Below are 24,173 nucleotides of genomic sequence, written 5' to 3' on the forward strand. Positions count from 1 at the left end.
GCACCTAACCTCATCTCTTCTCACATTCGGATGGCTCGGAACAGAATAAGGATGACTCAATCATGAAGAAGCTGGACTTACAAAGCGGTGGGCTCAAATCAAAATTGATCCTTCACGTTGAAAAGCTCGTCTTCGGATTGGCTATTCTCCTAGTGGTATTGTTTGTCTACCTCGGGACGCAGCAGCCGTCGATCGATACGAAGCCGGACGATCTCGTCCGTGCATCGGATCAGGCTCGCACCAATATCGAGAAACAAACATGGACTGAGGTTGAAGAAGAACGTTGGGTTCCGCCGGAATATCAAACGGCTGCCACACGAGCTGGTAAGCCGATTCCTTTGGCACCGTACGAGACTCCTTCAAGCTTTCGCGTACGCCACAAGGAAAGTATCGAGAAGCGACCAGATCCTACCCTGTTGCCGCTGACCGACATCGAAGTTACCCCGGGATTCGCTCCATTTGCATTCCTCAGCCCACAGCAAGCCAGCCAAGGCGGCCTGGGCATGATGCGTGAAGGTGGTCCTGGCATGATGCCTACTGGATCGGAATACGACATCTACTCCGGTGGCGGATATGGCAGCGAGATGGGGATGGTCGATGCGAACGCACCACCGACGTTAACCCCTGAGCAATTGTTGGAATTCGGCCAGGCACGTGGTGGTACCGGTAGCAAAATCGAAGGCAAGTACTTCGTGGCAATCACCGGGCTTGCTCCGCTGAAGAAGCAACTCGATATGTACGAAGCTGCCTTCAAAGATCGTGCAAACTACATGGAAGGCCGCGACTATCCTCGTTATGTTCACTTCGCCATTGAACGACGCGAACAAAATCCAGATGGTAGCTGGGGCGAGTGGCAGAAGTCGATCAATGTGACTCAAGAACGACTGATTGCCCGTCATCGCTGGGCGTTCATTCCCGATGAAGTTGCTCCTCCAGAGTATCTCGACCCGACCCTCAGTTTCCCAATGCCTCCGATTCTGCTTTTCAATCCTGGCGACTGGGGACGTCATTCGACGGTTCCCAAGTATGAGCCTCGGGAACCAGGATATAACGATGGCATGATGACCGAGGACATGGAAATGATGCTGCCGGAAGCTGGCGGCGACCTGCCTAGTGATCTGCCTGGGTTTATGGGCCCTGACGGCGGAATGGGCATGGGGATGGGCATGGGCAGCGAAGGTAGTGGCGGCTTCATGGGGCCATACGGCCGTCCTGGTCGCATGCCTGGCATGGCCGGTGTTGGCAGCAACATCACGACGCCTCCTGAGGGAATGATGCTGAAGCCAACCGGCAATCGTGCCGGAGGTGGTGGTATGGCCATGGGCGAAGGTGGTGGCTATGGCGGCGGATATGGTGGTACGTCCATGTTCGACGCTGAGAACAAGATGTTCCGCTTCTACGACACCTCGGTCGTGCCCAACAAGAGCTATCAGTACCGAGTGCAATTGTGGTTGGAAGATCCTAATAATCCTCAGAACTTCCAGGAAGCTCCACCAGCTCGTGCTCTGGAAGGAGGCGTGCTGACACGTCTGAAGCCAGAACGTGACAAGATCACCAAGTTCATGCAAACGCAGCAGGGCGGTGGCATGGTCAGTCCTCGTGGTCAGACCGGACAGACTACACCACAGTTCAAGTTCTGGCGAACCACCGACTTCAGCGAGCCTAGTGCTACGGTTCGCGTGCCATCGAGTGCGGATGTGCTCGCAGGTGCCGTCGATGCTGGCCGAACGGTTTACAACCGTAATAACCAGCGACAGATTCTGCGTACGGCCGAACCAAATGCTACGGTTCTGGCCATGAAGTGGGATCCGAAGACCGATGTAAAGGCCTTGGTTACCAAGGAACTCAAGGAAGTCACTCGTGGTAGCATGGTTGAATACGAAGGTGACCTGTGGATCTTGGATCCTGCCACTTATCAGTTCCGCAAGCCGTATCCGTTGGATGCGGATAAGAAGGATCAAGAGTACACGCTTAAGACCGGCTACACGCTTCTTGATATTCGAGGTGGCGAGGACACCATTGGTCGCTACACCGACGAGAACAACAAGAGGCTGAAGGTTCCAGGCGAAATCCTGGTGCTGGATGATGCTGGAAATATCCACATCAAGTCGGAACTTGAGGAAGTCAAAGAGTTCGCCAAGTTCAATTTCTCGAAGCCGGAGGTCAAGATCCCCAGAGGTGGTCGAGGCGGTCCAGAAGATCCCTACGGGATGGAAAGTGGATCTGGCTACGATGAATATGGTGGCGAAGGTCGTGGCAGACGAGGCCGCGGTCGAGGCGAATAGTCGCCGATTTTCAAGTAGATTCTCCCCAAGGCGTTCTTCGGAACGCCTTTTCTTTTGCGCAGGCAAAAACATCTATTGAGCCATCTCTCAGATCTCAGTACTGTACTGCCCGGCGATTTTTGCGCAGTCAGCAAGGGGGCAACCACTTGCTAGCACCGCAACCGGTCAGATTTCCAGAAAAAGATATGTAAGTCACCAAAACGGTATTGACCCCGTTTTGGACAACCGGTAATTAACCGCCTCACCTAGAAATGCAAGGATGCAGATTCACCAGTGCGCGCGGCGCGTGGACAGGGCAAGCGGTCCCATTTGAGGACCTGCGGGCACTGTTCCTCGTCAGAAACGTGTCGCCGTGGGGGGAAGGATAGGAACACCATGAATCATTCTCGGACGATCCCAAAACACACGGATCGCAGGCTGCCACAAGTTCAGACAAGGAGTGTCGCTTTGAATTTGGCCACGCGTGTGCTTACAGCCGGTCTCATTGCCGTGCTGTGCTTCAGCACTGGAAAAGGGGTCGTCGCAAATCCGTTGACCGAGATTGAGCTCGTCACGTCAATGTCGGCGACCGGTCAACAACAAGGTTCGCTTTATGATCAGCAAAAGCAGGAAGGGGTCCTGAAGGCAGCTCGCGAAGCGATGCGTGCCGGCGACTACCAACGTGCTCAGACTCTGATCGAGCAAGCCAAGTCGTTCAATGTTCCTGCAGATCCGGCTTTCAGCAAGTTTCGTGATACGCCCGAAAAGGCCGCTCGCGATTTGGCTGAAATGACGGCTGCTCGAGCCAACCCAGACTACGTCGGCCAAAAGCTGCTCGGCCAGGAACCTGGCATGGAGCAGAAGATGGCAGCCGAAGCCCTGGCCCGTGGCAAGGAAGCCTTGAACAGCGGCCAGACGATGTCTGCTCTGAATTACTACCAACAAGCCGCCAAAGCTGGACCGAACTTCCAGTCGGACGGCTACTCGGTCATGGCTTTCCGCCGAGACCTGGAACAAGCAGGCGTTCGTCCTTCGATGCTCGGTGGCGAAGTCGCTGCTGGCGGTCCTGCTGCTCAGACCAGCCCAACCCGGCTTCCGACGGTTAACGAAACGCCGGATCCGGCAATGACCAGCAACCCATACGCAGCTGCAACGGCCACGCAAGGTAACGCCGAAACGGCTCGTCGCATGCTGCTTCAAGCTCGCCTGGAACTCGCACGCGGGAATGTGGCTCTCGCAGAAAAGCTTGTTCGCCAGGTCCAGGGTTTGGGGCTCGTTTATCCATCCCACCAAGACTCGCCCGAGAATGTCGATTACCTGATTCGTACCGTCAATCAAATTTCCGCCTCGCCGGTTGGTCCTCAGTCAGCCTACAAGTTTGGTGAAGTCCTGCTTCAGCAAGCCGAAGGCCTGATGCTTTATGGACAATACGATCTGGCGGAACAGATGACTCGTCAGGTTCAATCGATGAACCTCGACTTCCAACGTGCTCGCGTGACTCCAGACCGCTTGCTGACCGAAATCACGCGACGCAAAAGCGGCGAAGCTGGTGGTAATCAGGTTGCTCCGAACGTTCCTGACAACGTCGCAGGCAACGCCCACGCCAAAGAACAAGCCATCCTGGTTCAGGCCAAGACAGCCCTGGATCGTGGTGACCTTGGCACGGCTGAAGCCTTCACCAAACAGGCCAGCACACTTGGAAATCGCAATTACCAAGATGGCGACCTTCGCCCTGACATGTTGATGCTGGAGATCTCGCGTGCGAAAGCTTCCAGCCCAGTGCGTCAAGCCAGTGGATCGACAGGTCCCATGGGTGCAGGGTTCCCAGTCGCTCAAGGACTCTACAATCCTCAAAACGACGACACGCGTAATGTGCCCGCTTCGGCTCAGCAGGACGCAACCGGCCAGGCTGGCATGCGTTACCTGCAAGAGGGTGAACAGGCCCTTGCCGCCGGCGACAAGATGAAAGCTCGCAAGCTGTTTGAAGAAGCTTGGAAGTACGAGGGACAACTCGATCCAGGTGCACGTCAGCGTTTGCAAGACTTCCTGCAGTATCAAACCAATCCCGTCACCAGCGGAGTTGCTCAAACGAGCAACCCTTCGCCGTTGGCCGAAGTCGACGCACGACAGCAAGTCTTGCTGCGACAGATGATTGCCGAAGTTACTCGCGAACAATCGCAGGCTGACGCCATGCGAGAAGTTGATCCGAAGGCTGCTTTGGACAAGTTGAAGAAGGTTCGTGTCACGGTTGATGAGTCGTCGATCGACGCCATCGCCAAGAAGCAGCTTCTCTCGCGTGTCGATCGTAGCATCGAATCGCTTGAGACCTACATCGACATGAACAAGTCGCAGATCGAACTCGACGAACGCAACGCTGCGATCAAGACCGAGATCAAAGAAGATCGCGATCTCAAGCTCGAAATCGACGGTAAGCTGGCCGACATGACCAACCAGTTCAACGAACTGATGGATCAACAACGTTGGCAGGAAGCGGAAGTGATCGCTCGCCAGGCTCGCGAAATGGATCCGGAGAACCCGGTTGTCCAAACGTTGATCTGGAAGGCCAAGTTCGCTCGACGTACTTACCAGAACATGGCTCTGAAGGACGAAAAGGAATCGAACGTTTGGCAGGCACTGCACAACGTCGATACCTCCTCCATCCCGTTCGACGACAACAACCCAATCCAATTCGCCAGTGCGAAGGAATGGGAAGACATGACCGAACGTCGCCGACGCTGGTTGGCTGAGAACTCGCAGATCTCGGAAGACGAAGTCGAGATTCGCAAGGCACTCAAGACCAAGGTCGACGTCAAATTCAACAAGCAGTCGCTGCAAAGCGTCATGGAAACCCTGGGCAACATGGTTGGTATCAACGTCATGTTGGATCCACGTGGCCTACAGGCCGAAGGGGTGACCTACGACACTGAGATCAGCATCAACATGCAACAAGCGGTTCGCTTGGACAGTGCTTTGAATCACATTCTGCAGCCACTTCGGCTCAGCTACGTGATTCGTGACGAAGCCCTGGTCATTACCAGCGAATCGTTCCGCAGCCGCAACGTTTACCAGAAGGTTTACAATGTGGCTGACCTGGTGCTGCCGATTCCGAACTTTGTACCGAGCTACAACATGGGTCTTCCAGGTGCCATTAAGGCTGCCTACGAAAGCCAAGGTATCACTGGTTCGCCAGCCGGCACGATGGGTGGCTCGAACCCGATGTCGTTGTTCGCTCAGAATCAGGACATCAACAGCTCCAGTGCTCTGGCACAGGTTCCTAACGGTTTCATCCCAGGCTTGGGAAGTGGTGGTCCTCCTGTCTCCGGTCAGCCACAAGGCAATATGGGCTTCGGTCCTGGCGGTGGCATCGGTGGTCCAGGCGGCTTCGGTGGTGGTGTTCAGCCTGACTTTGATCAGCTGATCGAACTCATCACGACAACCGTCGAACCGGAATCGTGGGAAGAACTGGGTGGTCCAGGTTCGATTGCACCATTCAGCACCAACCTCAGCCTGGTGGTTAGCCAGACTCAGGAAGTGCACGATCGACTGGCTGACCTTCTGGCTCAGCTGCGACGTCTGCAAGACCTTCAGGTGACCATCGAAGTTCGCTTCATCACTTTGAACGACAACTTCTTTGAACGCGTCGGTGTCGACTTCGACTTCCAGATTCAGGACAACACGACTGGATTAGGTCCGAACCGTGACAACTCGGGTAGCCCAAGTGTCACGATCGGTATCGACCAGTTGGGTAACCCGACGGGTGACTTGGATCTCCAGTTCAATCAGGACTTGTTCGGCAATACGATTCCATCGATCGGTGGTCTGGTGACTCCAGCAACTGCCGGTGCCACGTTTGGTTTCGCCATGCTTTCGGATATCGAAGCCTTCTTCGTGATGCAGGCCGCTCAGGGTGACTTGCGATCGAACGTGATGCAGGCTCCGAAGGTGACCTTGTTCAACGGTCAAACGGCATTCGTCTCGGATACCACTCAAACCCCGTTCGTCACGAGCGTGATTCCTGTGGTGGGTGACTTTGCCGCGGCTCAACAACCGGTCATCGTGGTTCTGAATGAAGGTACTTCGCTCAGCGTCCAAGCGGTTGTCTCACCAGATCGTCGGTTCGTCCGACTGACCCTGGTGCCGTTCTTCAGCCGAATTGGTAACGTCGAAGAATTCACCTTCGAGGGTACGACCAGCAGTCGAACGGACTCGACGGTTGAAGATCCGGATGCTGCTGATGGTGGTACGACCAACGATCAAGACGAGACGATTACCTCTGGTACGACGATTCAGTTGCCGCAGTTCTCCTTCGTGACGGTGAGTACGACGGTGAGTGTGCCAGACGGTGGTACGGTGCTGCTTGGTGGTATTAAGCGTCTGAGCGAAGAACGTCGCGAACGTGGTGTTCCGGTCTTCAGCAAGCTGCCGTACATCAACCGATTGTTCCGAGACGTTGGTATCGGTCGTGAAACCCAAAGCCTCATGATGATGGTGACTCCTCGAATCATCATCCAAGAGGAAGAAGAAGCTAAGCTCGGCTTCACCCAATAACGCCGTACGCGGCAAATCGACTATGACCTCCTGCCGCCGTGAAACGTCTTCGGACTTTCACGGCGGTACTTTTTTGCGCTATGCGAAGAATTTGGCGTACAATGGAAGCTTCGTCGAAGGGACTCGTTCGTAGTATTGTCCGCGATTGGTCTCTCTCCATTTGGCAATCGCATCTCAGAGGAAATTACTTGTGGCCAAGTTTGTGCTATTTCTCGGTGTGCTCTTCGGTGCAACGGCGGTTGTTGCCGGCGCCATGGAACATGTCGTTCGCGGGATGATCGTATCTGATGTGACGGGTGCCGATGCGAAGTTAACGGGAGAGGAACTTTCCGATCCTGCTCCCACCCCGGAAGTGGCCAAGAGACTTTCCCAGTACGAGACCGGCGTTAAGTACCACATGTATCACGGGCTGGCGCTGGTTGGGCTGGGCTTGGTCATGGCCTTTTCTGCTCGCGGTCAAGTCTTGGGAATCGTTTCGGCCTTATCGCTGGTGATCGGTGTAGCGTTGTTTAGCGGAACCCTTTATTTGATTTCTGCCCTGGGAATGTCGCAGTTAACGATGATTGTCCCGATCGGTGGATCTATCATGATATTGGGATGGATCCTGTTTTTGATAACCGTTCTATTGTTCGAGCCGCTGGTAGATCGCGAAGACTTAGAATAAACCCTGCTAACAAAAACCGAAGGTCTCCATGTCTCGTTTTGCTGCGATTGAAATTGAAATGCGCCGGCAGACGATCTGTCAGGCGATTGCTGTCGGCATTCTAGCCCTGTGGGTTCTTTATTGGTTGCAAGCGGTATTGATTCCATTTGTGCTGGCGATTTTTATCGTCAGTGGTTTGACGCCGGTCTTGTCGAACATTCAGAACCGGCTTTCGACGACCCGACTGGTCGCCGTACTGATCGCTTCGATCATTGGCTTTGCACTGGTGTTCGTTCTTTGGAGCATCATTTGGATATCCGTTGCCCAATTGAAACAAGATGGCGGCAAATATGTCCAAGGTGCGAAGGCATGGATGGACGCGGTACCTGAGTGGATGAAACGCCCGGAAGTTGCCTTTCAAGGTTTGCTGATGTCCGGGTCAGCTTCAGATGTCGCCAGTGCGGAAAACACGCCTGATGTCGAAGGTGCAGCCCAACCGATGGCTGGATCATTAGATGAACAGGTTGCGCAACAAAACGCGACATCCAGTCAGGGAGATAACTCAAATGACATGATATCGGAGTTCATCCACGACACCGTCAGATTTGCTTTGGGTAAGCTGACCGAGTCGATGGGTTACGTCATTCAAACAAGTACGATGGTCGTCATCTTTCTCTTCTTCTTACTGCTGGGAAGTTCACAGGCCACGCTGCCGGAGAACACCTGGCAAGAGATCGACACCAAGATTCGAGAGTACATTCTTACGAAGTCCCTGATCTCCTTCTTCACCGGCATCGCGTTTGGCTTTGTGTTGTGGCTGTTTGATATTCCACTGGCTGCCGTGTTTGCTCTGCTGGCCTTTCTGTTTAATTTCATTCCCAACATCGGACCCATCCTGGCGTGTCTGTTGCCGCTGCCGCTGATCCTTCTAGACCCCGAAATGACCTGGTGGGAAATGACGCTGGTCATCAGCCTTTCGTCCGCGGTGCAGATTGTCAGTGGTAACGTGATCGAGCCACGGATGATGGGCGATTCGTTCGACGTTCATCCAATCGCGATTCTATTAGCGTTGATGTTCTGGTCGCTGATCTGGGGCATGATTGGAATGTTCCTGGCCGTCCCCATCACGGCAATCATGAAGATCTTGTTCGCCAAATTCGAGATGACCCGGCCGTTGGCAGATCTGTTGGCTGGGAGAATCGATAGGTTGAACTTCAAGAATTTCAATTTCGGGTCGGCGCCTTCCGAAGGCTCGCCTGACGTGAAGAGTGCAGAAGCTTAGCGAACCTTGCTAATTAATCGCTTGGCGTCTCAAGAGTGAGAGCGACGACAAATCGCGGACGAGTTTCCGCCGCGATTTGGGGCGTGCAGAGCGTTCTCAGCGCGAATCGTCCGAGGTTGGACTAGTTGTCTCCCTCGAGGCGATAGGCGATTTCGTCATCGTCTTCCAACGGACAGTGACAATTCTCGCAGACGAGTCCGCTCGCACTATCTTTCTTGCCGTGAACGACGTTTTCACATTCCAAGCACCGATACATCAGCGCGAAGGAAATCGTGTCAGTGTCGATCAAAATGTTGTGAGATTTTACGATCATTTCGGAAGCCTCATTTCGTTACTGGCAGGCGAAGGGGCCTCTACTCCCGTGCGTTATGCCCAGAAGTGGATTCGTTTCGGGAACCGCAATCTTGGGGTGGAGTGTAAGTTACGCGATAAAAGCAAAAACTAACAGGAACGCTACCGGAACGCTACCGGAACGCATCGGCGGAAATCCATGCGTAATGGTGGAATGCGATCCTCACAGGGGGTGGTTATGGGGTGCACAGTATTGATACCTGTTTATCAACCCAGTCCTTTTCCCTACTGTTTGTCTCGTAATCCTCGAGTGGACGACTACAGACCTAATCGTACAACGAGTTGAGATGGTTCAAAATTGCAATGTGATGCATTGCATGCCACCCGAGTAAGAACGCGAAAAGGGCGATGATTCAAGGCAAGAAGTTTTTGTCTGCTTTAGTGACGCAGTGATTCCCAGGCATGAATCAGCAAGTCGGCGGCCTGGTCGATTTCTTCTTCAGAGGTATACCAACCAACACTAAGGCGGACTGTGCCACGCTTGTCCGTTTCCGCAACTCCCATTGCAGCCAACACGGGTGAACTATTCCCCCCGCCAACAGTATCGCTACAGGACGTTGCCGCACAGATTTCAGGAACGCGCCTTAGTAACTCTTGCCCCGATACGTTGGGAAAGTTAACGCACAACGTGTTGGGGATTCGCTCGACCTGCGAGCCATGAATGACAATCGGTTCGGGAATTGATTCCATCAATCGATGTCCGAACCGTCGCACAAGTTGCGTCAGCTTCTCTGCGGCGTCGTCAATACTGCGTCCGACAAGATTGGCCGCCTTGCCCATACCCACCCAAGCAGTGATATTCTCAGCTCCGGCTCGCAGTGAGTGCTCGGCACCCCCGCCGTGGATGATTGGTTGAAGCGAGGTCCCTTCTTGGACGTAGAGAGCTGCCGCTCCTTTCGGTCCGTAAAACTTGTGGGCTGATATACTCAGCAAATCGATGCCCAACTGTTTCGGGCTGACGTGTATCTTACCGGCTGCCTGACACGCGTCGCTGTGCAACAGCGTACCATGTTCCTGGCAGATTTTCGCGAGCTTGTCGATTGGCTGAATGACGCCTGTCTCGTCATTGGCCAGCATGATGGAAACCAAGCTTGTGTCAGGCCGAATCATCTCGGCTAGAGAATCGGCTGATACGATTCCATGCCGATCGACGGGAACCACCGAGACTTCGCAACCCATGTTTTGGCAGTGATTTGCTGTCTGGGCAACGGCGGCGTGCTCGACGGCGGAAACAATGATGTGACATGGTTTCCGGTCAGCCAGGTAGGGATACACGACCCCCTTGATGGCTAGATTGCAGCTTTCGGTTCCCGAGGCGCAGAAGATGATTTCGTCGGAAGTCGCGCCGAGCAGGTGTGCGACTTGACCGCGGGCATCTTCGAGTGCTTCATCGATGGCACGACTACGCGCGTACATCCCGTCGGGACAGGCAAAGTACTCTGCCATAAAGGGGAGCATTGCCTCTTGAACGCTTGGTGCGATGGGCGTTGTCGCGTTGTAATCGAGGAAGATCGACTTCATCAGACCTTGGGTAGAGCTCCCTTAAATCCGAAATCAGCGTAGGCCTTAGGAAGAACGATGGCCGTAATTTTGAGGTAACTGATGGCCGTGTAAGGAATGATCGCTTGTCGGGCCCCGATCGCGTCCGGGGTCTGGCGCTGGACAACGACCATATTGTCGTCCAGGGCGAAACCAATGAAGGGGATCGATTCATTGAGTTCCGTCATGATCACCCCCTTTTGGGGCATGTCTTTTGGCCAGCGTTCAAACAGGTCTAGCCACTTATTCTTTTCAGGGTTCACAGGCCGTTCCAAGCTAGAAGTTTCACTCACACGCCACGTCATATCAGAGTGTCGGAACAGAAAACGTTAGCTTTCCAATAAACTTCCCCTAGGTTGCGAATTCAAAAAGCTTGTTGAATTCAGCAAAATCGTTATCACAGAACGGTTTGCGGCATCTTCACCTGACCGACAAAGTACTCGACATTTGGCCAGGAATGGGTGATACTTAAGGCGGCCTAGCTCTTCCAAAAACACGCTCGTCAGTGACTTATCACCCATTAAGGATTTCCGGACATGATCAACCGCCGACACGGCTTCACGCTGGTTGAATTGCTAGTCGTGATCGCCATTATTGGAATTTTGGCAGGCTTGCTACTTCCAGCCGTCAATATGGCCCGTGAAGCGGCCCGTCGCGCCGACTGCACGAATAACATGAAGCAGATCGGTCTGGCGGTGGTCAAAAAGGCGACATCCCATCCACGTGCCGAGATGCCACCTCACATGTCCTGGTCTCGCGGAGTCGCCACAAGTGCACGGGGTGGCTATTCCACCGGCGAAATTGTTGGCTGGCCTGTCACGATGCTATCCGAATTGGGGCGTGGTGATTTATCCGACGCATACACGTCTGGTCTTACAACCGGGACAGCATATAACCCAGCCGAACTGACGGGGCAGGTTGTCGACACCTTCATCTGTCCGAGTGATCCGATAGATCCCTCCGAGGCAAACCCAATGAGCTACTATCCAAACGGTGGCTATTGGAATGTTGCAACTTCTGGTGAGACGCTTGACCTTGATGCGAACGGCTGCTGGAGTGATCAGTCCAATTTGAATGGTCAGGGAGAGGTTCGTGTGAAGTACGGCTCGATGAAGGACGGATTGACCAATACGTTGCTGATGACCGAGCGTATTCGCGTGCCCGTGTTCGGTACCGCAGGATCTTCCTGGCACGTTGTTGCTGTTGATGGCAGTGGCAATCTGGAGGAAGTGGAATCTTCCATGCTCTGGAATGACGGTTTTGTAACAACGCCACAACCAATCTCGCTTGCAGGCGTAAACACGCCCATCACCTACGATTATGGCGGGTCAGGGCCGACAGAGGCTGCTTATCTTCCTTCGAGCAACCATTCCGGTACCGTCGTGACATCCTTCGCGGATGGTTCGGTTAAAGCGATCTCGACGGAGATTGAAGCCAACGTCTATGCCCGCCTGATGACGAGCGAAGGTCGCAAGGCTCGCTTGCGAGGTACCGGGACACCCTACTTTGATAATGCGAATTTAACGTCGGGGAACTGGCAACAGGTACCCATTTCTGATTCAGACATCCCCTAAAAGAGTTCGATTCTCGAAATCCGAATCCTGGGGAATTGGTATCATTCAAGGACATCCTTTCAATTGCGAAAGGATGTCTCTTTTTATTTCTAGAGAAAGAAGTCGCGTGACGGACCCTGACATTCTTGGGCAATTCGAATTACCTCAACTGCACCAGATGTATATGCAGATGGCGCTGCAACAGGCCGAGCAGGCAGCTCGTAGTGACGAAGTGCCTGTCGGTGCCGTGATTGTGCGAGAGGGAAGCATCATTGCCGCCGCGCACAATCAAAGAGAGATGCTCCGGGATCCGACGGCTCATGCGGAAATGATTGCCATCACCCAGGCCGCCGAAGCCGTAGGAGGCTGGCGTCTGGAAGATTGCATCTTGTACGTTACCCTCGAACCGTGTCCGATGTGTGCCGGAGCGATCCTGCAAGCTCGAATCCCAGTGGTGGTCTATGGAGCACTCGATCCAAAGGCAGGGGCAGTTTCATCCCTCTACGAGATGCTGAATGACACCCGGCTGAATCATCGATGCGAAGTCGTTTCTGGGGTGTTGCAAGAACGTTGCGGCCAGATTCTGACAGACTTCTTTCGGCAGCGTCGGGCCGAGGGAAAGAAGTAATCTCTAGTCCGATTCCGAGCTCTCGTATTCATCCAACACCGACGGCTTCGATGGCAGATAGCCGAGCCGATTCAGACGCGTAATGAAGTCGGTTTCGCAAAGCAGTCGCCACCGTTTAGGGTCTGGATGTTGGATGAGAATGGCTTCCGCGTCAGGCATGAGATCGGAAATCCGATCGGGATGATCACAAAGCCATTTGATCCAATCGCCGGCACTGCCGAAGTTGGGCGACTTGGTGTCGATCTCCTGCTGGTATTTGGCGACCGCTTCCGGGTAGGCGGAGATCACTTCCTCATGCCCTTCGTGAGGGAAGATGAAAGCAAACGCATCTTTGCCCCAACCTTCGTGCAGTTCGTCGATGACCTTCTCGATGTCCTCAATGTGAAAAACTTTCGCGTCCGAGCCTTCGCAGCTAAAGGTTTGCTCCGAGTGGGCTTCCCACTCCTCGGTATCGACCTTGGAGGTATTTACGATCGCTCCCACATCGCGATGGCGGGCAAGCCGGCGGAGAAATTCGATCGGCATCGGCTCGATGCCCACGGCATCGACCAGGTGGTAGTTCTCGCCGATTTCCTTCGCGAAAAATGTCGCAAACTTACGTCGTACCAGATCTTCAAATACCCAGGTTCTTAGAGGAGCATCCGGGGCTTCCTCGCCGCCGTCGATGGTGACATGAAACTCCGTTTTTCCGGCAATGAATGTATCGCCCGTATAGATCGTGGCATAGGGAACGCTGACGTCATTCAGCCTGGTTCCGTTTTGGCTTTGAAGATCTCGCAGTCGGCAACGCTTTTCTTCACAGTCGAGGCCAAAGTGGACGCCTGAAATTGAAGCGTCACCAACGACCGTGACATCGGCCATCTGGTTGCGCCCAATGATGACGGTTTGCCCGGGAATCAGCCAGACTTGGCGTTTGCCGCTCGAGTCTTCAAACGTGACGTTCAGACGATGGATGCGAACGGAGTCGCTTCGGGGTGCATCATCCGAGTCGTCTTCTGCCGCAGGTTCACTTTCTTCCTCAGCCGAAATCTGTTTGGCGAGTTCCTCGATTTCCGTTCCATACTCTTCGGTTGATTCCAGTGAAGCTGGATCCACCACCTGAGCAGCTGGGGCAAACGGCTCGTTTTCCGCGACCTTTTGAGCGTCTTTTTCGCGAAGTCGTTGAATTTCGGGATACATGAGGGGATCAACAACGGTGGTCGTGATCTGGCCTTCAAAGCGTACTTGAAACTCGGAATTGCCAGCGCGGATGGTATCGCGGTCGTGCAGCTCAACGAGGTTAATTCGAATTCCGTTGACGAACGTACCGTTGGTGCTGTTCAGATCACGAATTCGGCAGCGTGATTTGTCACAGAGTAGAGCAAAATGAAGCCCTGACATGGCTCGATCATCCGAAATGGATAAATCGGCATTGGCCTGGCGACCAACTCGAAACATCGAGCCTTGTTCGGCCGTGATCATTTCTCCCTGGGCGGGACCTTCCTGGACCGTCAAATAGGCACGCATGGCTTGTCAATCATTCCTGTGGTTACGCTATCAGACTGGCGGCAACTTTCCATTCGGTGTGAAGAAAGCGACCTTCCAAGTTTTGCCCAAAGCTAGATGCGAAGTCGCTTCCCCCTAAATCGCATAAACACCTGCTCCTGAGTATACCGCTGTCGTCGGTGCGAATCACCCATTGGGACTGCGAAACTGAACTAAAAAGTGGTCAATTCATACTGCGCGCACCCATCCTCGCGCGTCATGAAAGAACTGGCGCCGTTACAGCAGAGCATTCCCACGTTTATGAGGAGAGAAGAATGTTTCGCTGCGTCAGAAACGACTATTTCGCAGCGGCAGACTTGGCGTCTTTGAGTTGCTGGAATTCCGGCAGCTTCTTGTAGAACGGATCGAGCGGGTAGCACCCTGAGATGATTCCATTTCGTGGTGCCGACGTACAATCACTAAACGTGCGACACACTTTTTTACGCGGCATTGTGCCTTCTTCAAGCGTGACTTGCGGCAACTCAGGCAGAGACAGGACCATGCGTCCTAAGCCAACACTATCGACCCAGCCGGCTCGCACGACGGCCTGAGCGACATGAGGAAGGTACTCTTGCAGATAGGTGTAACCAGTACCGACCATCAACATTTCGGGAACCGCTTTCTTCACGTCGCGAACCGCTTCGATCTGACGAACGACACCCACCAGTGGGTCTTCCGGTGGCGGGTAGCCATCGCTCGGAGGGAAGATTGCCGGGCGTTGAATGTGCGGGTTGTAATAGGGGCTTCCCGCGGAAAGATTTACCGAGAAGACACCCGACTCGTGGAGCAGCTTGATCAAGCGGATCGGCTCGCTCAAATCCATCTCTAAGGGATTCTCGGAGCTGACACCAAAGCCATACTTGTAGGGAAGCAGATCCTGGAAGTCGACCGGCTCGCCGGCCTCAAGCCCGGCATGGAAGGGAATCAAGTCGAACACGCTCAGCCGAACTCCGATCATCAGCCCTGGGCACTCTTGTTGAATACGGCGAATGATCGTCAGCAAAAGTCGCGTGCGGCCTTCGAAGTCGCCGCCAAACTCACCACTGCGGGACCTTGCACTGAGAAATTCATGGAGCAAGTAGCCGTGGCAACACTTCACATCCACAAAGTGAAAACCAAGTTGCTGGGCAATCTTGGCAGAAGTGACGTAGTTGTCGATCAACTCGTAGAGCTCGGCGTCGGTCCAGACGGCGCTGTCATCATCGGAATCAATACCGACCCGAGCATCCAAAATCGGGTGATGATATGCGATGCGTGGTTCGGCCATCTGCTTCTGATTCGGACGGCTGTAGCGCCCCGAGTGGGTCAGCTGTAGGCCGATCATTAATTCGGAAGGGTCACCGATCTCATTCTTATGCGTGTTGACGAGCGAATCGTACAGCTTTTCCAAGCCGAAACGATTGGATTCGGTGCCCAACGTTTGGTTCGGGTTGGCACGTCCATCTTCCTGAACCGCAGCCGCTTCGCCGCCCCAGATCAGCTTGGCTCCACTTCGCCCAAAGTTTTCCCAGCGACGAATGGTGAACTCGGTCGGTGAGCCGTCGGTATTGGCGTCCCAGCCTTCCATGGGGTGGATGCACCAGCGGTTGCCAATCGTAAAGCCTTCGGCCTTAAGTGGAGCCGCCATGGGCGAACTCTGATCACGCGTCAGAATCGAATCATCACACGGCAAGCTAAGCCCCAACTGCTCCAGGCGATCGCGAAATGCTTCGACGGTTTTCAGCTGGGCAACTTTGATGAAACGATTACTCATGGATTCAGCTCAATGGGATGAGGCAGGTCGGAGTTCGGAGTAGGCGAGAACGAATTTCTTTTGTTCGCCGGTGACGAATTGAACGGTAGCCGTACGTTTGGCTCCTTCGCCACTCATAGCGATGATCTTGCCCAATCCGTAGGTCGGATGGATAACGGCCATGGATTGATGAAACTTGTCCGGATTCAATTTCGGTTTTGATGAACTCGGACCTTTCACCATGTCGGCCGCGGTCATGAGCATTTTAGTCTGGGGAGAAGGGGCATTGCTTGGCGTGTTGTCGGAAATATCGCCCGATTCGCCAATCTGGCTATAGTCGTCTGGGGGGATGTCATGGACATCGTCCCATTCTTGCGATGTCGGCGCGTAACGTCCCAGGGCCGCCTGGAAGTCCATCTCCTCGCGTGGCAATTCGAATAGAAACTTGCTGGGGACGGTCATCATGCGTCGGCCGCGGAAATCTCGCTGGTTGGCCGTGCTCAGCTCCAGCTCTTGTTGGGCTCGCGTGATCCCGACGAACATCAATCGCCGCTCTTCCTCAAGCTGGGCATCGGAATCCTTGGAGCGTTCGTGAGGCAGTAAGCCTTCTTCGATGGCCACCATGAAGACGTGAGGAAACTCGAGCCCCTTGGCCGCGTGCAGTGTCATCAGGGTTACGCGGTCGAGGGCCGTATCGAATTCATCCGTCTCGTTAACCAACGCTTTGTCTTCCAAGTACTGTTCCAGCGTGCCATCCTCGGGGTGCTGGAAATCGAACTCCCGGGCTGACGAAAGCAGCTCGTCGATGTTTTCCAGGCGGGAAAGATCCTCTTCGTCATCCGAGTTCTCGTACTGGGCCCTGAGGCCAGTATCGCTCAGGATGGCACCAAGAATCTCTTCGACAGGCTCATTGATTTTCAGCGAGATCCGATCGAACGTCGCGACGAATTTGGCGACGGCCACGGCGGCTCGTTTGTTCAGCGAGTCGATCATGCCTGCCTCGCGGGCAGCGTCCATCATCGATATGCCATGGTCCAGTGCGTGGACCTGAAGCTTAAGAATCGTCGTCTTGCCAATGCCGCGGGTAGGCGTATTCACGATGCGAGTAAACGCCACATCATCCCGAGGATTGTTCATCAGCATGGCATAGGCCAGCACGTCCTTGATTTCTTTGCGCTGATAGAACTCGACGCCGCTCACGATCATGTACGGAATGCCCTGTTGGCGAAGGGCTTCTTCGTAAGCACGGGAGAGTGCGTTGACTCGATAGAAGATCGCAAAGTCACGCGGGCGGCGTTTACCCTGTGCGACATAGGTCGCGATGCGTGTCGCGATCGCCTGCGCTTCCTCATGACTTGTTACGTACGTCAGCAAACGGACTGGTTGGCCTGGCGGATGATCGGTAAAGAGCGACTTCTTCTTACGCCGCTTGTTATGACCAATGAGCTGATCGGCGACCGAAAGAATATTGGGCGTGCTGCGAAAGTTCTGTTCCAGACGAACGACTTTGACCTCGTCAAAGTCTTTTTCAAAGTCGAGGATGTTGTTCAGGTTTGCTCCACGCCAGCCATAAATCGATTGGTCGGGATCCCCGGTAACTCCCAGGTTGGGGTATTGCTGCGAAAGGGAACGCACCAATAGGTACTGCACCAGGTTCGTGTCCTGGTACTCGTCGACCAGGATGTAGCGAAAGCGTTCATCCAGTGCGGCGCGTAGCTCTGGATTCTCCTGCAGCATCTGGGCGACCAGCATCAGCATGTCATCGAAGTCGACGGCATTGGCCGCACGAAGCTGACGTTGGTATTCCGGGTAAACGTCTTGCACGATGGAACTGATCGCGTTGGCCGAGTTCGCTTCGTACCGTTCCGGCAGAACCATATTGTTCTTGGCCCAACTGATCGCCTTGGCGACCTTCTCAGGCGTAGCATGCGACATCGAAATCTCTTCGGCCTGAAGCGCACGCTTTAGAATCTGCAGCGAGTCGGACGTATCGTAGATCGTGTAGTTCGACTCGAGGCCCACCAGGTTGGAATAGGCTCTTAGTAGTCGCGCGCAAAAACGATGGAAAGTGCTAACCCAAACCGTACTTTCCGGAGCGAGTCGTTCGACTCGCGATCGCATCTCTTCGGCGGCTTTGTTGGTAAACGTGAGCGCGACGATCTGCGACGAATAGACTCCGCTGCGGAGCATGTTCGCAATGCGATGGGTGACAACTCGTGTCTTTCCACTTCCAGGGCCGGCCAGGACGAGAATCGGGCCCTCGACATGCGATACGGCTTCCCGCTGGCTGCTGGTCAGTCCCTCAAATAAATAATCGGTCATCCATCAACCTATCGAAAGAGTGCTAGCGTGTTTGGCAAGCCAGCTTCGCTAGCACCGCTTAGGTAGTTTCAGTAAATTTTTCCGAAACTGGTATTCAATTCTAAAGAAATGAGTATAGTAAACGCGATCGCGTCGCGAGACCCTTCGGCCAGGACACATGACCCCAGCCCGGTGTTGAGCGACCTCGACAAAGTGGTTCTAGGGATGAACCACGATCATTTTCACTTTTTCTTTTGCGATAGGGAGGGAACCCATGCCACGAATTCCTCTGAATGCGGCTGACCAACAACACGATGACCTGTTGGCCAAGCTGGAAATGAGTACGGCGGAAATCGGTTTGACCGTCCGCACGACAAATTGCCTTGAGGAAAAGGGCATCTTCACCGTTCGCGATCTGTTGAATTGCACACCAGCCGACTTGTTGAGCATTTCCAACTTCGGCGAAAAGACCCTCGACGAGGTCTACTCGGCACTGGAAGGTGTTGGGTTCTATCGTCACACCCGCCAACTTGCTCGCGCCACGGCCGTCGCCGTTTAACGAGCCACGAACGCCACAGCAAACTCTTGGCGTCCCTGTACAATTGATTGGCTATGGGGACTTGCCAATCTGGAAACAGCGAATCGGACCTCCCCGTGTACCCGTTTCGCGTACAAGCAAATACCCACCGCTTAGCGCGGGCAACGCACGTACGATATCGTTGCTCGCGCGGAAGCGGCTGACTTCTGTGAATTTCTTTTCATCGGGAAGAAACAGGATCGCGGTCCCTTCATTGGTCACAGCGATCAGCTTCTCGTCTGCATAGATCAGGTGCGCCGTTCCCGGCAGTTGTTCCGACCACATCACTTTGCCAGTGGCTAGTTCAATGCACCGAAGTTCCGGCGATCCCAAGTCTTCACGTCCGTGGATTCCGTACAAGTAATCTCCGACCAGGACGGGAGTGTTGTATTGGCTGGACAGCGTATCGTCATTCTCCCAAATCGGTTTGAACTGGGTCTTTTCGAGTTCCACCAACTTGGCCCCCACGCCGTAGCTGGCGGTGACAAATAGCTTGCTGCCAGAAACAACTGGTGTCGCGGCGTTTACCGTGGGGCCTCTCGCTCCGAAGGGAAATCCATATAGCACGCGTCCCGTGAACGGGTCGATCACAACCGTTTGCAGTCGCGTTATGAAGACAGCATACGGACGATCGGCAATGGTGGTCATGACCGGCGAAGAATAGCTGGCTGCATCGTCGAGCGACTTCCATTGGAACTGACCATCTTCCAGGTTAACGGCCACGATCCCTGCTCCGTTACGTCCACCTACATTTACCAGAACGAACTTCTCGAAAACGATGGGAGTACTTCCGGCACCAAAATATCCGTCAGGTGCGCCAAAGTTGCCGGCCAGGTCGACTTCCCAGCGCAGCTTTCCCGTCTGCCGATCAACGCTTCGTAAGATACCGGCAGCGCCGTAAACAATCACGGAGTCCTTGGTCACGACGGGCACGCAGCGGGGGCCATCATCTGGGTTGATCGATGCCTGATACGAGGCCCGCATGTCGCGTGACCAGATCTTCTTGCCGGTCTTCAGTTCGACCGCTTCGAGAAGTTCGGAACTGCTCTCCCGATGGAACAAGTAGACGACACCGTCTGCGACCGCAGGGCCTGCATAGCCACTGCCGAGGCCTTTTTTCCAAACTTCTTTGGGCCCTCGCTGGGGCCACTTATCAAGCAGTTTCTCATCTTCGGCGTGGCCATTTCTTTGTGGACCAAGTATTTGAGGCCAATCGCCAGCCTGGGCTGACGGGGCGAAAGAAAGTAGGCCGAGGACCAGTCCAACGGTTTTCATGCAGAAACGGCGAGTAATCATCGGAGAAACCTGAGGGGAGTCGGTGCCGCGAAGTGGTGAATCCAGTTATATTTAGCATGGTATCGCGCAAGGGGACCAATCGCCAAACGGATGTTCCTTTTGCAGCATTCCTTGTAATTGTTGCTTCTTCGGAAATCTGAAGACCTCGTATGCCTCGCTGGTTTCGCATCTGGGAGAAAAAACGCGGTTCACGCCGTACGGTTTCGCGTGTCGTGGCCAGCGTGGGCGAAACGTTTTTCTTCTCGGCGATTTTCTTTTTCGGTGTTATTTTTACGGCCATGACCGTGGCTTCGACCGTGCTGGAAACTTGGCCGATTCGGACCATGTTTCCCGAAGTCGCCTATGTCGAAGGGGAATGCACCATCCAGGAAATACGCGTGGTTAAGCTCGGTACCGAGGATTATCCCCGCTATCAACCTGAAGCCCTGGTCGCGTTGGATCTTCCCCAACGACAACACCATCTTTGGACGCTACGGCGGTCACCTTTTTCTTACTCCACGGAAGAAGCGGCATGGGATCGGCTCAATGGGTACGAACCAGGCTGGATTTATCCGTGCTGGTACGATCCAGGCAGCCCGGGGCAAAGTGTCGTTTTAGAGCGAACTCCGGCTTGGGGGCTGTGGGTCATCTTTCTGGTGCTGATTTCATTCATCGTGATTGGTGGGATCGGCCTGATCTATACGTTGCTGCTGATGGGGACATCTGTCGAACGCAGGGCCGCGATCGCGAAAAAGGCGAAGACGTTGGAACTCCTGCGTGAGGCGATGCCGCCCACCACCTATCCATCGATTCCTAATGATGCGAATCTCACCAACAGTCCTGGGGTGCGCCTGGCGTTTCGCTTGCCGATCGAGGTTTCGCCGGGCTGGTGGCTTTTGGCGACGCTCATCTTCAGTCTGCTTTGGAGCGGCATGGCAGGCGTATTCTTTATTGCCGCACTCGGGAATCACCTCGCGGGGAAGCCCGACTGGATGCTGACAATTATCTCGCTGCCAACCATTGGAATTGCTTTGGCGGCTATTTCGCAGTTTCTACGCGAGGTCACGGCGCACACCCGCGTGGGGCCGACCGGCTTGGAAATCTCGAACCATCCCCTTTATCCTGGAAAGGAATACCGCGTATTTGTCACTCAGGCGGGTAAAATGAAGGTTCGACAACTGCAAATCTTGCTGATTTGCGAAGAGGCGGCCACCTTCCTGCAAGGTACGGACGTTCGCAGCGAAACCAAACGAGTGGTGGAAGAAGAGGTTGCCGTTGCCAAGGGCTTCGAGATCAAGCCAGGGCTCCCGTTCGAGGCAGACTATCAGCTCAAAGTGCCTGAAGGTTGTATGCACAGCTTCAAGTCAGATCACAATGCGATCCACTGGAAACTGGTCGTGCAGATCAACGCCGATCACGGTACGCGATTGAGTCGCAGCTTTCCCATTGTCGTTTATCCGGCGGAACTGGAGGTTGCCCGATGAACGTCCAGCCAAAAATTGAAATCACGCTCGATCGTCCCAATCGAACCTATCTGCCTGACGATGAACTGATCGCCAGCTTCGAGATTAAAGGAACGCGTCCATCGGAAGTGCAGGCGATTGAAGCTTCCGTTTTGTGGTACACCGAAGGGACCGGCGAAGAAGATCTGGCGACCCACGACTTTCGGCGTCTCTTACCGATTGATCGCAACGATGCCGATCTGACAAAACGTCGCAAGTTCCAAACACGCTTGCCGCGTAGCCCATTGTCGTATCAAGGATTGATCGTCAAGATTCGCTGGGCGGTCCGTGTCCGAGTCTTCATGCAGCAGGGCAAGGAATACATGGAAGAAGTTCCTTTCAACCTGGGTGAACTGGCACCAGCGGTACCAATTGCGACGAAGCGTTCGTCCAGGAAACGAGCCGATGATGCGGCGTAATCCTTTTTCGACGCGGTTTGTTCGTCCCGGAGAGATTCCCTTTGTCTTTCCGGCTGGCTATTCCTTGGAAGCGATTGTCACCTCTATGCAGCAGCCTGCTGCCCAAGCCGCGATCGTTGGGCCGCATGGAAGTGGCAAGTCGACCTTGCTCGAATCACTCTGCCAGCAATGGGCAAAACTCGGCATCAACGAGCAACGTGTCCGGCTGACAGCATCGCGAAAACGTGAGGCGCTTCCGCTTGCTGGCCTCGATGCAGATTCTCTGCTGGTGATCGATGGTTTCGAGCAACTGTCGTATTGGAAGCAGCGGTGGGTTCGCTGGCGCTGCCAGCACAAGAGCGCTCGGCTGTTGGTTACCACACATGGCGATTGTGGATTGCCAGTCATTCTGAGGACGCAGCCTGATTGGTCGTTGGCGTTTGAGCTGTCTTCGATGCTTCTTGCCTGCGACGCAACACCTTACGAAGCGGACCTTCGAGCCGTTTGGAATGAAGATCCTGGCGATATTCGTGCGTACTTCTTCCGGTTATACCACTGGTGCGAATTGCACGGGATTTACCTGTCGCAGGGGCAATATGCGGGGCGACAAGGGCTGCCTGTCTGATTTTGACGGCCCGATCGGTAATCTTTTGCTGCTTGCTACCTATTCACTAAGTGGCATGCGTGTCGGCTAGGCGGTCCAAGTTGAGGAAATCCATGAGAATTTTCCTGTTCCGGCTCAAGCCTGTGATCTATTCTTCACCGTCCCTTTTATTCATGCGAGGCAACGGACGCCCGACTTTGGAGGATCGATGGATTGACGACCTGACGCGTTTTCAACCGGAAGGACCTTTCCCGGATGACTGCTTCGCCGATCAAGACCGTTCTCACCCTCGTGGTGTGCAGCCTGACAGTTTTCAACAATCCCGGCTCGGCTCAGGCCTGCTGGCTGACTGATTGGATGTGGGGCAATAACGAAGCGGTTCCTGTTGCACCGCCGGTAATCACTACGAACTATCCCGCCTATCCGGCAAACGCTTGCTATCCAACCGTTCAGGCAAACTATCAGCCTTCGGTGGTTGGCTCGTGCGCTGCACCATCGCCGGTTACGACGGTCGGATACGCGCCTCAGATGAATTACAACTCGCAGTATCAGCGGGTCCCTGTTACGGTCTACCGTCCGGTTCCCGTTTATCAGCCAAACGCCGCAGGCGTGCCGGTCGTTGGCTATCAGGGCTGCACGACCTCGCGTTACCAAGTTCAGCGTGTTCCCGCATTTGGCGCCGCACCGGCTCCTTCGAGTTGTGGCTGTGCTTCGGCAGGCTATAGTGCTCCGATCGCTCCTGCGACCGGTGGAGCGATCACATCGCCTCCGTCGGGGCAGTGGGTTCCTCGTGTTGAGCAGCAACCGATGCAATACTCGCAGCCTCAACCACAGCCGCAAATTCAGGTAGCTCCTCCAGCAGCGTCAGGCGGTTCGATTTACACGCCACAGCCTGGTCCGTCGGCCACGCCGCAGTACCAACTGGCTCCTCCGCCAACGCAAGGTGGTCAGCCTGCTGATACCCGTCCAACACTTCGTCCAGAAATTGAAGGCCCTGCCCTTAATGGTGCGACCATCGAAAGCTCGACCAGTGCTGCTCCGCCGCTGAATCGATACATTCCGCAACCAGTCACCAGCCAGCGTCCGGCTCCAACGACCGTCACGCCGTCTTCGACCGCTCCGGCTCCGTCGGGTCAGTGGAAAGTTACCCCGGTGACTCCAATTCCAGATCCTCAGTTCTCCAACTCGGGTTCGACCAGCGAAGCACCGCGTTTGCTGGATCCCCGCGATAAGACTGCCGGACTGGATCAGCGATCCCTGGTTATTCCGGTTGGCTACGAGATGGCACAGGAACCACCGCGTCGCTCGTTCACGCCACCAACGGCTTCCATTCAAGCCGACAACGACGGTTGGTACTCGCTGAAAAAATAATGCGAGATCCGAACAATCGAATCGTGAAAGGGGCTCCTGAATCAGGGCCCCTTTTTCATGCGCTCGCTAGGGGGAGTTGAT

General features: G+C 54.5%; 18 protein-coding genes. 11 read left to right on the forward strand and 7 right to left on the reverse strand.

The genetic code is table 11. The features are described from left to right. Positions 1–62: 62 nt before the first annotated feature. From PSR63_RS17880 to PSR63_RS17895, 4 genes are all read left to right on the forward strand, one after another. The gene (locus PSR63_RS17880) at positions 63–2,285 is read left to right on the forward strand and encodes a hypothetical protein (protein ID WP_274327039.1); all 2,223 of its coding nucleotides are present in this window, start codon (positions 63–65) and stop codon (positions 2,283–2,285) included. A gap of 447 nt (positions 2,286–2,732) precedes the next feature. Next, entirely contained in the window at positions 2,733–6,812 is a 4,080-nt protein-coding gene (locus PSR63_RS17885; RefSeq protein WP_274327040.1) for a general secretion pathway protein GspD, read from the forward strand. Positions 6,813–7,002: 190 nt separating this feature from the next. Next, positions 7,003–7,476 carry a DUF423 domain-containing protein gene (locus tag PSR63_RS17890; RefSeq protein ID WP_274327041.1) on the forward strand — a complete coding sequence of 158 codons (474 nt, stop codon included), beginning with the start codon at positions 7,003–7,005 and terminating at the stop codon, positions 7,474–7,476. 28 nt (positions 7,477–7,504) lie between these two features. Further along, positions 7,505–8,737 (forward strand): AI-2E family transporter, encoded by a 1,233-nt coding sequence (locus PSR63_RS17895; RefSeq protein WP_274327042.1) that lies wholly within the window; start codon positions 7,505–7,507, stop codon positions 8,735–8,737. Positions 8,738–8,858: 121 nt separating this feature from the next. Here the strand turns inward: PSR63_RS17895 and PSR63_RS17900 are convergent, their stop codons facing one another. The 3 genes from PSR63_RS17900 to PSR63_RS17910 form a co-directional block, all read right to left on the reverse strand. Further along, positions 8,859–9,050, reverse strand: coding sequence for a hypothetical protein (locus PSR63_RS17900; RefSeq protein WP_274327043.1), 192 nt, complete (start codon positions 9,048–9,050; stop codon positions 8,859–8,861). A 416-nt stretch (positions 9,051–9,466) separates the two neighbouring features. After that, entirely contained in the window at positions 9,467–10,609 is a 1,143-nt protein-coding gene (locus tag PSR63_RS17905; RefSeq protein WP_274327044.1) for a cysteine desulfurase family protein, read from the reverse strand. Then, positions 10,609–10,815 (reverse strand): hypothetical protein, encoded by a 207-nt coding sequence (locus PSR63_RS17910; protein ID WP_274327045.1) that lies wholly within the window; start codon positions 10,813–10,815, stop codon positions 10,609–10,611. Before PSR63_RS17910 ends, PSR63_RS17905 begins: the two co-directional genes overlap by 1 nt. Positions 10,816–11,163: 348 nt before the next feature. Between PSR63_RS17910 and PSR63_RS17915 the strand changes: the two genes are divergently transcribed. Next, positions 11,164–12,201 (forward strand): DUF1559 family PulG-like putative transporter, encoded by a 1,038-nt coding sequence (locus PSR63_RS17915; protein WP_274327046.1) that lies wholly within the window; start codon positions 11,164–11,166, stop codon positions 12,199–12,201. A gap of 157 nt (positions 12,202–12,358) precedes the next feature. Next, the gene (gene tadA, locus PSR63_RS17920; RefSeq protein ID WP_274334208.1) at positions 12,359–12,808 is read left to right on the forward strand and encodes a tRNA adenosine(34) deaminase TadA; all 450 of its coding nucleotides are present in this window, start codon (positions 12,359–12,361) and stop codon (positions 12,806–12,808) included. Between the two features lie 3 nt (positions 12,809–12,811). Here the strand turns inward: tadA and PSR63_RS17925 are convergent, their stop codons facing one another. The 3 genes from PSR63_RS17925 to PSR63_RS17935 form a co-directional block, all read right to left on the reverse strand. After that, positions 12,812–14,314: an FHA domain-containing protein gene (locus PSR63_RS17925; protein WP_274327047.1), complete on the reverse strand. Its 1,503-nt coding sequence runs from the start codon at positions 14,312–14,314 to the stop codon at positions 12,812–12,814. Between the two features lie 316 nt (positions 14,315–14,630). Then, entirely contained in the window at positions 14,631–16,085 is a 1,455-nt protein-coding gene (locus PSR63_RS17930; RefSeq protein WP_274327048.1) for an oxidoreductase, read from the reverse strand. Between the two features lie 9 nt (positions 16,086–16,094). Beyond that, positions 16,095–18,386, reverse strand: coding sequence for an ATP-dependent helicase (locus PSR63_RS17935; RefSeq protein WP_274327049.1), 2,292 nt, complete (start codon positions 18,384–18,386; stop codon positions 16,095–16,097). 253 nt (positions 18,387–18,639) lie between these two features. Here PSR63_RS17935 and PSR63_RS17940 point away from each other — a divergent pair, with 253 nt between their 5' ends. Further along, a complete protein-coding gene (locus PSR63_RS17940; protein WP_105349800.1) occupies positions 18,640–18,924 on the forward strand; it encodes a DNA-directed RNA polymerase subunit alpha C-terminal domain-containing protein in 285 nt (94 codons plus the stop codon). A gap of 51 nt (positions 18,925–18,975) precedes the next feature. On the opposite strand, the gene PSR63_RS17945 is transcribed toward PSR63_RS17940, so the two are convergent. Beyond that, positions 18,976–20,238 carry an outer membrane protein assembly factor BamB family protein gene (locus PSR63_RS17945; RefSeq protein ID WP_274327050.1) on the reverse strand — a complete coding sequence of 421 codons (1,263 nt, stop codon included), beginning with the start codon at positions 20,236–20,238 and terminating at the stop codon, positions 18,976–18,978. A gap of 149 nt (positions 20,239–20,387) precedes the next feature. Here PSR63_RS17945 and PSR63_RS17950 point away from each other — a divergent pair, with 149 nt between their 5' ends. From PSR63_RS17950 to PSR63_RS17965, 4 genes are all read left to right on the forward strand, one after another. Further along, the gene (locus PSR63_RS17950) at positions 20,388–21,701 is read left to right on the forward strand and encodes a hypothetical protein (RefSeq protein ID WP_274327051.1); all 1,314 of its coding nucleotides are present in this window, start codon (positions 20,388–20,390) and stop codon (positions 21,699–21,701) included. Further along, positions 21,698–22,138 (forward strand): hypothetical protein, encoded by a 441-nt coding sequence (locus PSR63_RS17955; RefSeq protein ID WP_274327052.1) that lies wholly within the window; start codon positions 21,698–21,700, stop codon positions 22,136–22,138. The genes PSR63_RS17950 and PSR63_RS17955 overlap by 4 nt, the downstream gene beginning before the upstream one ends. Next, positions 22,125–22,742 (forward strand): hypothetical protein, encoded by a 618-nt coding sequence (locus PSR63_RS17960; protein ID WP_274327053.1) that lies wholly within the window; start codon positions 22,125–22,127, stop codon positions 22,740–22,742. The genes PSR63_RS17955 and PSR63_RS17960 overlap by 14 nt, the downstream gene beginning before the upstream one ends. A gap of 234 nt (positions 22,743–22,976) precedes the next feature. Then, positions 22,977–24,092 (forward strand): hypothetical protein, encoded by a 1,116-nt coding sequence (locus tag PSR63_RS17965; RefSeq protein ID WP_274327054.1) that lies wholly within the window; start codon positions 22,977–22,979, stop codon positions 24,090–24,092. The last annotated feature ends 81 nt before the right edge of the window (positions 24,093–24,173 follow it).

The sequence above is a fragment of the Bremerella sp. P1 genome, assembly GCF_028748185.1.
In the GTDB taxonomy this organism is placed as follows: domain Bacteria; phylum Planctomycetota; class Planctomycetia; order Pirellulales; family Pirellulaceae; genus Bremerella.